This window comes from Nocardiopsis flavescens (genome assembly GCF_900141985.1).
In the GTDB taxonomy this organism is placed as follows: Bacteria; Actinomycetota; Actinomycetes; order Streptosporangiales; family Streptosporangiaceae; genus Nocardiopsis; species Nocardiopsis flavescens.
The window spans coordinates 134,661-148,235 of sequence record NZ_FQZK01000010.1; the positions used below are offsets into that span (position 1 = coordinate 134,661).

A 13,575-nucleotide genomic window follows, 5' to 3' on the forward strand; every position below is an offset into this window, starting at 1 on the left:
CGCGTGGGGGCGACGGACGTCCGGGGTGCGGTACCGAAATGCGATCGGGGGGCTTCACGGCCCTCGGGAGTCACTCCGACGACTCCTCTCGGCCGCTGTCACGGCTCAAGCATAGGACACGGGCGTCCGGGCGCAACGGGCCGCGGGGAGCCGCCCGGGCTCGGACGTGAAGGTAAATAGTAGGCCACCGGCGGACCCCGTCAGGGGAGACCATTGGTTTTCCACAAGAGGTTTTCTCTGAATTACCAGGCATCGAGACACTTGTCTGCTTTGGCCTCATACCTTGGAAACAGATCCGTTATATGCCCGAAACGCCCCTTTCGCCTCGTTGACCTGGGGTGACGGTGGCGAGTGGGTAAACGATGGACACGGGAGGTTTTATCAACCGCGCACCGGGACAGGGGTTGACAGTCCGCTCAGAACAAGTGGAATGGGTGGAGGTCACCGTCCAGACCATCTTCAACCAGGAGTGTGAGCGAGAATGCTCCAGACCTTCCCGGTCCAGGATCAGGATCTCCGGCAGATCTCGGCCCGTCTGTACGACGAGTTCAGTGGTCTGTCCCACCGCTGTGTCGAGCGGTGCGTCAGCGACACCTGGCACTGCGTCGAACACCTGGGCATCGCGGTCACGCCGCACCTGGTCGAGCGGGTCGCCCGCGAGCACCTGGAGGCGATGGTCAACTCCGTGCCGCCCTCACAGGTCTCCCGCAGAGCCGCCAAAGCGGCGGCCCGGCACCCGGGGGCGGGGCTGTTCGCCGGCCACCGGATGGCGGCCCGGCCGCAGTGATCCGGCGGACCCGTGCGGCACGGGGCGCGCCCGTCGCGGGTGCGCCCCGTCCGCCGCTCCGGGCGAACGGACACCCGCGGGAGGAGGACCGGAGAAAGGCCCGGAGCGTGAATCCGGGGCCCGCGGCTGTCATACGCTCGGTTCGTGCCCTCCCCTACACCTCCCTCGTCCGCGAACCCCGAACCGGTTCCCGGTGCGGCCTTCGATGAGATGCTGCGCGCCTCCCGGGCGATGCTCGCCATGCGGCACCCGCTCGACGCGGAGCTGGCCTTCAGCGAGCTGCTCGGCACCTGGTGGGGCGAGCGCGTGCCCGGTCTCGACGTCGAGCGGGTCCTCGGCGAGGGCCTGATCACCCACGCCGCGGCCTCCGGCAAGCCCGCCGGGCTGGGCGTGCTGGCCGCCATCGCCGCCCTGGGCACCTCGCCCGGCCAGCGCCGGCTCGCCGAGCAGGGGATGATCGCGCTGCGCGAGCAGGGCCTCCAGGTCCCCGAGTGGGCCTCCCAGCTGGGCCGGGTCGTGCCGCTGGGCGCCTACGTCAACAGCGACCTCTTCGGCGACACCGACGACGTCGTGTGCGTGTTCGGACGCGGGGACGGCGACGGCGCGAGCGTCCCCGAGCACGCCCTCATCCTGGTGGTGGACCACAACGCCGGAGGGGTGCTGCGCGACGCCTGGGTGACCACCAAGGTGGAGCGGCTGCTCCAGGGGTGCAGGGAGCGGGCCGCCGCCGACGAGTTCACCCGGTTCGCCGAGCTGGAGCCCGCGCAGGCCCGGAGCCGGCTGGTGCGCGCCCTGCGCGTCACCGAGCGGGTGATCTCGGGCGGGGGCGCCGGTGCCGCGCCGCTGCCGGTCGGACCGAACGCCGCCGACCTGGCCGGGGGCTCCCTCGCCACCCACTTCGCGCTGGCCAACGCCCGGGTGCGGACCCTGCCCGAGCCCCTCGGCACCGCCGCCGACGACGGCGTCCAGGTGTGGCGGCGCGACCGCCGCGCGGTGCTCGCCGCCCGCTTCCTGGCCTCCGACGAGGCCGCCGAGCTGTCGGACTCCTACACCGCCAGCCGCTGCGCCGACCACATCATCGCCTACGGGTGCGACGTGGACGCGGGGCGGCCGCTGCGGGTGAGCCCCCGCAAGGTGGAGGCGTTCCTGCTGCGCTGGCTGCCCGGCCGGGTGGTGCTGCTCCCCGAGGAGCAGGAGGCCATGCCGCACGTGCTGGCGGCCTGGGTGCGCTGGGCGGGGCCGCGCACCGGGCTGCCGGAGGTCGCGGTGGGGGCGACCCTGGACGCCGTGTGGGAGTACACCACCGAGTTCACCCGGGTCTACCGGGACCCCGCCCGCCCGCTGGGGCTGCGCCAGGAGGCCGTGCGCAGGCTGCTGCCCGACGGCGACTTCTCGGCGCTGGCCCGGCGCATGTTCGCGTTCCCGCTGCTGGCCAGCGACCTGATCTCCTGGGCCCCCGAGGAGTTCGACCCGGCCACCCCGCGAGGACGGCGGGCCCTGCTGCGGCTGGACCACTACGGCGAGTACGAGGCGGCCACCCCGCCCAGCGGCCGCCACTCCACCGGCAAAGACCACTGGTACCGGCCGGTGACCGGGGACGACCCGGACCGGGAGCGGGAGCTGGACCGGCACGAGCGGCTGGCCGAGCGGCTGTGGTCCGGCCGTCCGGCCGAGCTGTGGTCGGCCGCCCGGCGGCTGCTCGACCGCGGCCGGGACCGGGCCTCGGTCCTGGCCGAGCTGGGCGGCGTGCTGGACGCCGCGGCCGACGGCGCCGACCTGCGCCGCCGCCTGGACTCCCTCTAGGCGTACCGACCGCGGGGGACGCGACCCGCGGGGTCCGGTGCGCCCACGGGGGCGGACCACCGGACGGCGCGACCGCCTCCGCGGACGCGGCCCTCCCCGCCGGGCGCACCCGGGTCAGGCGACCATGCGGGCCCGCAGCGCGGCCACCGTCGCCGGGGACACGGCCAGGGCGTCGGACACGTACCCGTCGAAGGAGCCGTACACCTCGTCGATGTGGGCGAACGAGGACTCCAGGTACTCGGCGCGGACCCGGGTCATCGGGATGAGCTCGTCCCACTCCAGGCCGCTGTGCTCCGCCAGCAGCCGCATCCACTTGTCGGTGTTCTCCTGGCGGGCGTTGCTGGCCAGGTAGTCGGCGACGACGGCCGCCCGGTCCACGCCCAGGAGGGTGAGCAGCAGGGCGGCGCCCCAGCCGGTGCGGTCCTTGCCCGCGCTGCAGTGGAAGACCAGGGCGGTGGGGCCCTCCGCCGCGCGCTCGACCAGGTCGCGGTAGCCGGTCAGGGCGACGGGGTCGGTGACCAGCTCGCGGTAGACGTCGAACATGAACCGGTCCGCGGCGCCGTCGGCGAACATGGCGCGGGCGCGCTCGCGGTCCAGCAATGCCTCGGAGAAGTTGCCCCCGGCCGCGGTCGGGCCCTGCACCGAGACGGCGGTGTAGGCGGCGCCCTCGGGGGTGATGTCCGGCAGGCTCTCCCGCTCGTGGGCGGTGCGCAGGTCGACGAGCTGGCGGATGCCCAGTCCGTTGTAGACCGGCAGGTCCGGCTCGGAGATGGTGTGCAGGGCGTCGGAGCGGTACAGCAGGCCGTGGCGGACCGTGCCTCCCTGGGCGGTCCGGTGGCCGCCGAGGTCGCGGAAGTTGGGGGCGCTGGAGAGGATGAATCCGTCGTTCGTCACGAAGGCGACGATACCCAGTACCCCTCCGGCGCCCCGGACCCGGTCGGGGTCAGGCCTCCTGCCGCAGGGCGGCGATCTCCTCGCCCGCCTCCTTGACGTCCTTGGCGGTGTCCACCCCGCGCCAGAACCCGTCGATGCGGTAGGCGGTGAGCCTGCCCTGGCCGGCCAGCTCGGGGAAGGTGGACGACTCGTGGTCGCCCTTGACCGGCAGCAGCGGGGTGATGCCGGGTTCGAACAGGTAGACGCCGGCGTTGATCCACACCGGCAGCAGCGGGCTCTGGGTGAAGCCCTCGACCCGGTCACGGTCGTCGATGTCGACGACGCCCCAGGTGGTGCGGAACCGGGTCAGCGCCAGGGTGGCCAGGCCGCCCCGGTCCCGGTGGTGGGCGGTCATCTCGTCCAGCGGGAACCAGGTGAGGACGTCGCCGTTGAGGGCGAAGTAGGGGGCGTCCTGCTCGGGCAGCCCCTGGGAGGCGTACCGCAGGGCGCCGCCCCGGCCCAGGGGCTCGTCCTCGACCAGGAGGGTGGTCCGCGGCCCGTCGGCGCGGGCTCCGAGGTGCTCGCGCAGCACCTCGGCCTTGTAGCCGCAGGAGACCACGACGTGTTCGACGCCGTGGTCCGCGAGCCAGGCGAGCTGGTGGTCGATGATGGGCCGTCCGGCCACCTCCACCATGGCCTTGGGGCGGGTGTCGGTGTAGGGCCGCAGCCGGGTGGCCTGCCCGCCCGCCAGGATCAGGGCCTGGGTGACGGGCGCCGCGGAGGGTGAGGGAGAAGCGGTCATGAGCGGACACTAGCAGCACGCGCCGGGCGGTGTCCGGTACTCCTGCGGGCCCTCCCGGTCAGGTCTGCTGGGTGGCCTCGGAATAGGCGGAGCGGACGTCGGCGCTGGTGAGGACGGTCAGCTCGGCGGCGGTCGCCGCGTCCCCCACCTCCTGCGAGACCCGCAGGTCCCGCTGGGAGCACGCCTTCTCGAACAGGGACCGGGCGAAGCGCCCGTTGCCCAGCTCGTCGATCCACCCCTCGGCGCACACGTGGGAGAAGATGCTGCGCAGGTCGTCCACCGCGCTGTCCTCGAACGCGTCGCCGGTGCGGGCGGCCAGGGCCTCGGCGATCGCCGTGAGCTCGTCGGCGCTGTAGGACGGGAAGCGCACCCGCACGTTGAACCGCGAGGCCAGCCCCGAGTTGGACGCCAGGAACCGCTCCATCTCCGCCGGGTAGCCGGCCAGCACCACCGCCAGGCGCGAGCGGTCGTCCTCGGCCCGCTTGAGGAGGGTCTGCACCGCCTCGGCGCCGAAGGCGTCGCCGCCCCCGTACCCCGGGTTGATGAGCGAGTACGCCTCGTCCACGAACAGCACCCCGCCCAGGGCCCGGTCCACGAGCCGGTTGGTCTTGATGGCGGTGGCCCCCAGGTGCTCGCCCACCAGGTCGGCGCGCTGCGCCTCCACCACGTCGGGGCGGGCCAGCATGCCCAGGGCGGAGAAGACCCGGCCCAGTACCCGGGCGACGGTGGTCTTGCCGGTGCCGGGGGGCCCGGTGAAGACGAAGTTGCGCATGGGCGCGTGGTTGAGCAGGCCCTGCTCCTCGCGCAGCCGGGCCACCCGCAGCTGGGCCACCAGGGAGCGGACCTGCGCCTTGACCGGCTCCAGGCCGATCATGGCGTCGAGTTCGGCCAGGGCCTCCTCGATGCCCGGCGCCTCGCCGAACCCGGGCAGGCGGGCGGTCAGCTCGTCGTAGGCGGCGATCACGTCGGACTGGCGCAGGGTGATGAGCTCCTCCGCCTCGGGGCGGGGCGCGGGGCGGTCGCCCGTCACCCCGGAGGTCACCACGCGCACGTCGCGGGCCTGGGCGGCCTTCTCCACCAGGGAGCGGGCGAAGCGGCCGTTGCCCAGCTCGTCGACGGCCTCGCGCTGCACGGTCTGGTCGAGTCTTCGCCGCAGGGTCCGGGCCGCCTCGGGGTCCAGGACGTCCCCGCGCTGGCCGACCAGGGACTCGGCGATGCGGAACAGCTCGTCGGCGCTGTAGCTGGGGAAGGTGATGCGGGTGGAGAAGCGCGAGGCCAGGCCCGGGTTGGACGACAGGAAGGCGTCCATCTCCTTGTCGTACCCGGCCAGCACGACGACCAGCTGCTCGCGGTCGTCCTCGGCGCGCTTGAGGAGGGTCTGCACCGCTTCGTTGCCGAACCGGTCGCTCTGCCCGTCGCCCTCGTTGACCAGGGAGTAGGCCTCGTCGATGAAGAGCACCCCGCCCAGGGCCCCGTCGATCAGCTCGTTGGTCTTGATGGCGGTCGCCCCGAGGTACTCCCCCACCAGGTCGGCGCGCTGGGCCTCCACCACGCGGGCGGTGGGCAGCAGGCCGAAGGAGTGGAAGATGGTGGCCAGGGTGCGGGCCACGCTCGTCTTGCCGGTGCCCGGCGGCCCGGAGAAGACCAGGTGGCGCAGCGGCCGCTCGACCGGGAACCCGGCGTCGGCGCGCAGGCGGGCCGCCTCGATGGACGCCGCCAGGCCCCGGACCTGCTGCTTGACCGGGTCCAGGCCGATCATCGCCTCCAGTTCGGCCAGGGCCTCGTCGACGGGCACCGGTTCGGCGTCGTCGCCGGGGGCGCCGCGCCCGCGGGTCCGCGGGGCCGGGCGGGCGGTGTCGGAGCGGTCCTTGACGCGTTCGGTGCGGGTGCCGCGGGACACCGGCCGGGTCTCGGCCTGGGCGCTCTCCCGGGCGGCGTCGGACTCCCGGCGGATCTGCCGGGAGGCGGACAGCCGCCAGAGCAGGCAGGCGCCCGCGGCGGCGTAGAGCGCCCCGATGCCCCAGGCGGAGGAGACGGCGGGGGCGACCATGCCGACCAGGGCCACGGAGAAGCCGAAGATGAGGCCCGCGGTGAGCGACAGCACCGCGGTGTGCCAGACCGGGAACTCCCGCACGGCGGTGGCGGCGGCCACGACCAGGAACGGCAGGAGCGGGACGAGCAGGGTGACCGGCTCGCCCGGGAGCGGGAGCTGGAAGAGCGGGAAGGCGACCGCGGACCAGATCAGGCAGACGACCACCGTGACCAGGGCGTCGGCCGAGCGCATCAGCGCGGCGAAGAGCAGGATCAGGGCCAGGGCGACCGAGACCGCGGTGAGCACGGGGACGGGGGAGACCAGGGCGGCGACCGCCACGACGGCGAGCACGACCAGCCCGGCGACCAGTCTGCGGGCCGGGGGGACGGCCCGGTAGCGGGCGCGCAGGCGTTCCAGGCCGGAGGGCCCGGGTGCCGCGGTACCGGGGCGCGTGTCGCGCGTCATCGGTGCCCCTTCCTGCGTGGGGGGTCCGGAGGCGGGCCTCCGGCCGGGGGTCGGCTGGCCGGAGGGGCGGTCGAGGGGTCGACGGCCACGCCTTCACCCTTGCCTTAACCGCCCCCGGTTGTCCAGTGCGGGGCGGCGTGTCTCCCCGCGCACCGGGCCCGGGGGAAGCGGTCAGAGCAGGGGGATCTGGCCCCCGGCGGCGGGTCGGGGCCTGCGCAGGTGGCTCCAGCGGGGCAGGTCGTCGAGGTAGGCCCAGCTGATCCGGTGCTGCGGGGTGGGCCCGTGTTCGGCCAGGTGGGCGCGGTGGACGGGCGAGGGGTAGCCCGCGGCGCGCTCGAAGGCGTAGCCGGGGTGCTCCTCGGCCAGTGCCGCCATGTGGGCGTCCCGGCGGACCTTGGCCAGGACGGCAGCGGCGGCCACGCTGATACAGGTGAGGTCGCCCTTGACCTGGGTGCGGACCCGCCAGGGGCGGCCGATGAAGTCGTGCGAGCCGTCCAGGAGGACGGCGTCGGGACGGACCGAGAGCCCCTCCAGTGCGCGGCGGGCGGCACGGCCCAGCGCCTCGGTCATGCCGACCTCGTCGATCTCGGCGGCCTCGGACCACCCGAAGGCGTGGTCGGCCACCCAGGGCTCCAGCCGGGCGGCCAGGTCGCGGCGGCGGGCGGGGGTGAGGCGTTTGGAGTCGGTCAGGCCCGCGGGCGGCTCGCCCGGGCCGGGGACGGCGGCGCAGACCAGCAGGGGGCCGGCCCAGGCCCCGCGCCCCACCTCGTCCATTCCGGCGACGATCCGCGCTCCGGCGGCGCGGAGCCGCTCCTCCACCTCGTAGGTGGGCGCGGCGGGGGCCTTGGCTGCGGGCTCGGAGATCGACACGCCCCCAGACTAGAGGGCCGCGGCGGCCCGTGCCGCCGGTTCGCGCAGGGGACGGGAGGGGCCCCACGGCGGCGGCGAGTGCGGCCGGGGTGGCCGGGGAGGCGGCCACGAGGAGCACGGGCCGCCCCGACCGCGGCCGGGGCGGCGCCGCCGGCGGCGAAGCCGGCGCTCCGGGCGGCGAAGGCCCACGAGAAGTGCCCGGCGCGCCGGCCGGGGGGAACGGCGAGGTCGATCATGTGCGAGCCGAGACCGGGAACGGGCGTCCGGGACGGGTTTTTGCACGACTCGCCGTTTATCACAGCGCGTCATGCTCCATGACTTTCGGTAGTTTCCGCTTGTCAGGATCGCGCACAGGTGTGACCCGGAGGAATGGACATGCAGCGCCCCACCCCGCTTCCCCGGCGCCGGAGGCCACGCCCCCGACCGCGCGTCCGCCTGCGCCGCCGCGGCCTGTACGACGTCGGGGCGGCGCTGACCCGCGTCGGCGTCGGCTGGGTCTTCGCCGACCACGGCCTGGCCCTGCGCGGCCAGGAGGCCCGGCTGGCCGCCCACCTCGCGGAGTCGGGGACGCCCCTGCCCGCCCTGGCGGTCCACCTGCTGCCCGCCCTCGTGGTCGCCACGTCGCTGTCCTTCGCCGTGGGTCTGCTCACATGGCTCGCCGGCCCCCTGCTCGCCCTGTGCGCCGTCCTGGGCGCGTTCTCCCCCGCCGCCCCGGGACTCTCCCCGTTCGACTCCTGGCCGGTGACGGTGCTGGTCACGGCGGTGTGCCTGCTGATGGCCGTCAACGGCGGGCGATGGTCCTGGGATCACCTGGTCCTGGCGCCCGACGCCCCCGAACGGGCCGAACACCCCAGGTCACACCGCGCCCGGCCCAAGCACACGCAGGGCGATCCCCCGGCCGTTTCCACCCGTCGCCCCGAACACGCCCCGCCTCTGCTCTATCCTGTGGGTCAGGCCGCGGTACGTCGGCCGTATCAACTGTGACGCGGCCCGTTGCGGCTCCTCCTTTCCGCTCCTTCCCGGGACCGCGTCCGTCGCCAGCATGGATTCGGTGGGGGGAACACCATGTCCGCCGTAGGTTCCGGCCCGACCCCTGACGGGTCCGTGGCCAAACTGATCGAGATCGCCGAGAAGCCCACCCTGGGCCGGCGGCTCATCAGCTGGGCCTCGCGCCCGCCGGGGCGGCTCTACATCCCGGCGTGCGCCGTGGTCGGCGCCGTCCTCCTCTTCGAGGACAGCGTCCCGTCGGGCCACCTCCCCACCTTCGTCGCGGGGCTCGCCGGCGGGCTGCTGCTGGCCGGGATGGGGGCGCTGCGCCTGGGCATCGCCCTGGCCGTCGCCCGCCCGATGATCCGCCACTACTGGCTGCGCTGGATCTCCGCCCCGCTGATCGCCGCCCTGGCCATCGGCGTCTCGGCGGCCGACGTGCCGCTGAGCGCCCGGGTGCAGGCCTCCGCGCAGGACCTGCTCGCCCTGTCCGAGCGGGCCGACGAGTCCTCCGCCATCCCCCTCAACGGGGAGCGGGCCGGGCTCTACTCCCTGCGCAGCCTCAGCGTGGCCGAGGGGGTCCTGCACTACGAGGTGGAGGGGGCCGGGCTCGTGGGCCGGGCCGGCCTGGCGCACAGCGACGGGGACCTGCCCGAGGGCGTGTTCGTCAACGGCCAGGGCACCCGCATCTACGAGCACGTCACCGACGACTGGTACGTGTGGGTCGAGCACTGACCCGGAACACGCACGGGAAGGGGCCGGGGGGCGGGAGCACCCCGGCCCCTTCCCGTCCCTTTGCCGCCGCTTGTGATTCTCCAACACGGCTCTCACCTTGGCCGTGTAGACAGGGAGTCGCCCGGCAGGGGTCCCCCTGGCCCCGTCCCCGCGGCGGACCCTGAGGAGAGGATTCATGCGCGAGTTCACGCTCACCCTTCATCTGCGGATCCACGACTCGATCACCGCGCTGCGCCGGGCCCACGCCCGGGGCGACGACGACCTGGCCACCAGCCAGGCCGGGGAGATCGAGGACCTGGTGGAACTGGCCGCCCGCAACGGCATCGACATCGGAGCGGGCTACGCCGACCTCTCCCCCCGCGGCTGACCGGAACGGCGAGGGGCCCCGCGACCGTGACGGTCGCGGGGCCCCTCCCCCGTTGCGGAGCGGAACGGGTCAGCGGCGCCCGCCGAACCCCTCCCCGTTCTCGAACTGGCGCCGCATCGCCACGTCCTGCTGCTCCTGGTACTCCTCGGCCAGCTGCTGCTGGCGGGCCGCGGCGGCGGCGACCGCCCCGCGCGCCGACTCCAGGCCCTCGGCCGCCCTGGCGGACGAACCCGCGGACCGCGCGCCGCCCATGATCTGCGGCAGCAGCTGGGCGGTGAGCAGCGTCGACAGCGCCGAGGAGTCCCCCGACCCGGCCTCGGTCTGCACCACGACCGGGCGCGGGGCGCGCTCGGCCAGCGTCGTGCCCACGTCCAGGCGGCGGCGGGCCAGCTCGTACTCCAGGACCGCCCGGTTGTCCCGGTAGGCCGTGGCCAGGCGCTGCTGGGCCTTGGCCTCGTTCTCGGCGGCGACCAGGTCGGCCCGGCCGCGCGTCTCGATCTCGTAGCGCACCCGCTGCGCCTCGGTCTCCTGCTCCTGGAGCATCTGGGCGACGTCCTTGCGGGCCTTGTTCAGGGACGCGTTGACCTCGACGATCTTGGCGTCCCGGACCTTCTTGGACCGCTCGATGTCCATCAGCAGGGTGTCGATACGGCGCTTGCGGGTCAGCTCCCACTCCTGCTCGTAGGCCACCAGCTCCTTGGACACCCGCTCCCGGGTCGCCAGGTGCTGCTGGTACTGGTTGGGCAGCTGCACGTCGGGGATGTTGCAGCCGGTGATGACGACGCCGTACTTCTCCAGCTGCTGGTTGAGCAGGTTGCGCATGTCCTCGACGTTGGAGCCGCGCAGGTCGTAGGCGGACTCCGTGCGCACCAGGCGGCTGCGCTGGCGGATGGCGTCCTGGACCGCGCTGGACAGCACCAGGTCGAAGTTGCTGGCGCCGATCGTCAGCACGAACCGCTGCGGGTCGTGGATGCGGAACTTCAGGAAGAACTCGATCGACTTCAGCGGCACGTTCTCACGCGTGGGGCAGGCCACCACCGGGGCCGTGTACGGGATCTCCGTGCTGGTGTCCACCACGTAGTCCACGCGCTTCCACGGGTGCCACAGGTAGTGGCGGCCCGGGGCGATAACCTTCTGCACCTTGCCGTACTTGGTGAGGATGCCCTGGGTGCCGTGCTCGATCTCGATGATCGAGCCGCGCCACCACCACAGCACCGCCACCACGATCGAGACGACGCCGACGATCAGCGCGACCGGCGCCAGCGCGAAGTTGACCGGGGCGGACAGCGGGCCCTCGATCGCCACGTTGAGGGACATGACCAGGCCCGAGGTGAGGGCGAACAGCCCGATCCACACCAGGACCATCCACCGCAGGCCGCGGTTGTCCTTGGGAATGACCACGGGCACCACGGCGCCCTGGTCCCCGCCGCGCAGCAGCCCGGCGAGGTCGCTCCACGAGGAGAGGGACTCCTTGATGCTGGAGCCGCTCCTGACATTGACCGGCTGGCTCATCTAGCGGCCTCCCTCGAACGGGCCGGGTCCCTGGGACCACGGCGGCAGCGGCGGGTCCTGCGGCCCGGGGTACGGCTCGCCCGCGGGCGGCGGGGCGTCGAAGCCGGGGCCCTGCGGCTCCGGCTCCGCGGTGTCGCGGGCCTCGGACAGCCGCTCGCCGATGGCCTCGTCGGACACCGACTGGCGGATCTCCTCCACCAGGTCGTCGTCCTCGTCCGCCGAGCCGGAGCGCTCCGGCTCGGCGCCGTCCTCGCGCAGCAGGGAGTCGATCTCCTCCTGGCGCTCGGCGATGCGGGTGTTGATCTCGCCCAGGCGGGCGCGGATGGCGTCCATGTCCTCCTGGGAGAACAGGGCGGCGTCGGCCTGGCCGATGATCTCCTGCGCGATGCGCAGGTAGTCGACGCTGGCCGCGTCGCCCGACCCGATCCGCAGCACCTGCGGCAGGCTGTCGGCGACCTCCGCCAGCTTCTCCAGCAGGCTCTCGCGGAACCGGTAGTTGAGGATCTCGGGGGCCTCGGCCGCGCTGACCGCGCGGATGTCCAGGGCCTGGGCCTGCAGCAGGGCCGCGTTGGCGTTGGCCTCGGACTCGGCCTCCACGAACCGCTGGCGGGCCAGCGAGCGGGCGCGGTTGGTCTCCCGCTCCAGGGCGGTGTCCATCTGCGCCTGGTACTGGGCGATGTCGGCCTGGATCGCCGACAGCGTCTCGTTGAGGGTGGCCAGCTCCTTGTTCAGGTCGCCCTCGTTCTGCTCCTTGCGCAGTTGCAGCTCGTACTCGAAGGTGTAGGCGTCCTTGGCGACGCGCACCATCTCCGGCGCCGCCAGGTCCATCCGGTACTCCTGGCTGGAGGGCTCGGCGTGGGTGATGTTGGCGCTGGTCACCACGACGATGTCGCTGAACTGGCGGTTGAGCTGGTCCAGCAGGCCCTGCGTGCTCTCACCGACCAGGTCGTAGATCGACGAGGCCTCCTGCTCGTAGATGAGGCTGCGGGTCGTCTCGCTGATCGCGTTGTTGAGCTTCTCCTGGAAGCCGTGCACGCCGCCCAGCGTGTAGACGAACCCCTCCGGGTTCTTGATCTGGAACTGGACGAACAGGTCCACCGACGCCTGCACCCCGCTCTTGGTGGGGGCCGAGCGGATCGGGGCGTTGAACGGGTACTCGCGCACCACGTTCACGATGTAGGACACCCGCTTCCACGGGTTGAACAGGGTCACCAGGCCCGGCGGGTAGATGCGCTCCATCCGCCCGAAGTGGGTGACGATGGCGACGCAGCCCTCGGGCACCATGACCATGCCCTGGCGCCACCACATGAACGCCGTGACGGCGATGGTGATGATCCAGTAGTGGAGGCCGAAGAACGGGTTCAGCAGCGCGTTGCCGCCGGCCAGCGAGTAGGGCACCAGGATCACGAGGGAGCCCACCAGGCCCAGCGCGATGAGCGCCACCGCCGGGAGCATCGTGAGGAACGTGCGGCCCCGGGGGATGACCATCGGGCAGACCACGTGCACCGGGCCGTTGGGGCCGCGCTCGTAGCTGCTGCGGTTGATGGCCTCGCCGGCGTTGTTGAGGGAGGCGGTCTTCTGCTCGATCCGTGTGCCCACGGAACCGCCCTGCTCACGGGCGGCGACGAAGTCGCGCGGATCGAGTCCACCCCCTTCGGTGACCTGCTGGGAGGTCTGTTGCAGGGCGTCGGTCACGGCCTGCCGCGGGTCGCCCCCCTGGGCGACCGCCGCGGCCGCGCCGCGCACCGTCTGCGCGAACGACATGGGCGGGAACTCCTAGATCGGGAGATGTGTGGGAACCAACCGCTTCGACGCCGCGTACCGGGGGTCGGTTCCAGGTCGGCGCCGGTTTCCCACCGAAGGGATCGATAGCGGATGGTTCTGACCATCGCATATGTCATGGCCGGAACCCAGAGGTGGGACCGGAGCGTGGCCGTACGGTGATCCCGGGGCGCCCGGAGCGCGCCGGATGGCACCCCCGCGGGACGGGCGATAACGTCGGTCGCACGATCCGCCCCGCACCGAGACACGAGGAGTGCCCATGGCCGCCGTGCCGAGCGCCGTCCTGACCACCGCCGGCCTCATCGGGGGCTACTCCGTCGCCCGCGCCACCGGGAACCGGCCCCTGGGCGGCGCCGTGCTGGCCGGGTTCGGCGCGGCCGCGTTCGAGACCTGGCGCCGCGGCCCCGGCCTGGGCACCGCCCTCGCCCTGACCGGCGTGTACGTGGGGGCCTTCGGGCTCTCGCACCCGCTCGCCAAGAGGATCGGCGCCTGGCCCGCGGTGCTCGGCGTGACCGCCGCCACCGCCGCGCTCGCGGTCGCCGCCGAGCGCGACTGACCGG

General features: G+C 73.5%; 12 protein-coding genes. 6 read left to right on the forward strand and 6 right to left on the reverse strand.

The genetic code is table 11. The annotated features are described in order from the left end of the window. The first annotated feature begins 481 nt into the window (after window positions 1–481). A complete protein-coding gene (locus tag BUE45_RS17445; RefSeq protein WP_073380406.1) occupies window positions 482–787 on the forward strand; it encodes a hypothetical protein in 306 nt (101 codons plus the stop codon). 210 nt (window positions 788–997) lie between these two features. Continuing rightward, complete coding sequence (locus tag BUE45_RS17450; protein WP_073380407.1) at window positions 998–2,590, forward strand: hypothetical protein; 1,593 nt, start codon at window positions 998–1,000, stop codon at window positions 2,588–2,590. Window positions 2,591–2,704: 114 nt separating this feature from the next. On the opposite strand, the gene BUE45_RS17455 is transcribed toward BUE45_RS17450, so the two are convergent. The 4 genes from BUE45_RS17455 to BUE45_RS17470 form a co-directional block, all read right to left on the reverse strand. Next, entirely contained in the window at window positions 2,705–3,502 is a 798-nt protein-coding gene (locus BUE45_RS17455) for a tyrosine-protein phosphatase (RefSeq protein WP_073380505.1), read from the reverse strand. Window positions 3,503–3,533: 31 nt separating this feature from the next. After that, window positions 3,534–4,265 (reverse strand): nucleotidyltransferase family protein, encoded by a 732-nt coding sequence (locus tag BUE45_RS17460; RefSeq protein ID WP_073380408.1) that lies wholly within the window; start codon window positions 4,263–4,265, stop codon window positions 3,534–3,536. Between the two features lie 58 nt (window positions 4,266–4,323). Beyond that, window positions 4,324–6,762 carry an AAA family ATPase gene (locus BUE45_RS17465; protein ID WP_073380409.1) on the reverse strand — a complete coding sequence of 813 codons (2,439 nt, stop codon included), beginning with the start codon at window positions 6,760–6,762 and terminating at the stop codon, window positions 4,324–4,326. Window positions 6,763–6,933: 171 nt separating this feature from the next. After that, window positions 6,934–7,632, reverse strand: coding sequence for a ribonuclease HII (locus BUE45_RS17470; RefSeq protein ID WP_084737429.1), 699 nt, complete (start codon window positions 7,630–7,632; stop codon window positions 6,934–6,936). A 369-nt stretch (window positions 7,633–8,001) separates the two neighbouring features. Here BUE45_RS17470 and BUE45_RS17475 point away from each other — a divergent pair, with 369 nt between their 5' ends. The 3 genes from BUE45_RS17475 (at window position 8,002) to BUE45_RS17485 (ending at window position 9,721) form a co-directional block, all read left to right on the forward strand. After that, entirely contained in the window at window positions 8,002–8,616 is a 615-nt protein-coding gene (locus tag BUE45_RS17475) for a DoxX family protein (protein ID WP_073380410.1), read from the forward strand. 81 nt (window positions 8,617–8,697) lie between these two features. Next, window positions 8,698–9,354 carry a hypothetical protein gene (locus tag BUE45_RS17480; RefSeq protein WP_073380411.1) on the forward strand — a complete coding sequence of 219 codons (657 nt, stop codon included), beginning with the start codon at window positions 8,698–8,700 and terminating at the stop codon, window positions 9,352–9,354. Between the two features lie 175 nt (window positions 9,355–9,529). Next, window positions 9,530–9,721 carry a hypothetical protein gene (locus BUE45_RS17485; RefSeq protein WP_073380412.1) on the forward strand — a complete coding sequence of 64 codons (192 nt, stop codon included), beginning with the start codon at window positions 9,530–9,532 and terminating at the stop codon, window positions 9,719–9,721. A gap of 69 nt (window positions 9,722–9,790) precedes the next feature. On the opposite strand, the gene BUE45_RS17490 is transcribed toward BUE45_RS17485, so the two are convergent. After that, window positions 9,791–11,233 carry an SPFH domain-containing protein gene (locus BUE45_RS17490; RefSeq protein ID WP_073380413.1) on the reverse strand — a complete coding sequence of 481 codons (1,443 nt, stop codon included), beginning with the start codon at window positions 11,231–11,233 and terminating at the stop codon, window positions 9,791–9,793. Further along, window positions 11,234–12,997 carry an SPFH domain-containing protein gene (locus BUE45_RS17495; protein WP_073380414.1) on the reverse strand — a complete coding sequence of 588 codons (1,764 nt, stop codon included), beginning with the start codon at window positions 12,995–12,997 and terminating at the stop codon, window positions 11,234–11,236. A gap of 277 nt (window positions 12,998–13,274) precedes the next feature. Here BUE45_RS17495 and BUE45_RS17500 point away from each other — a divergent pair, with 277 nt between their 5' ends. Then, the gene (locus BUE45_RS17500; RefSeq protein WP_073380415.1) at window positions 13,275–13,571 is read left to right on the forward strand and encodes a hypothetical protein; all 297 of its coding nucleotides are present in this window, start codon (window positions 13,275–13,277) and stop codon (window positions 13,569–13,571) included. The last annotated feature ends 4 nt before the right edge of the window (window positions 13,572–13,575 follow it).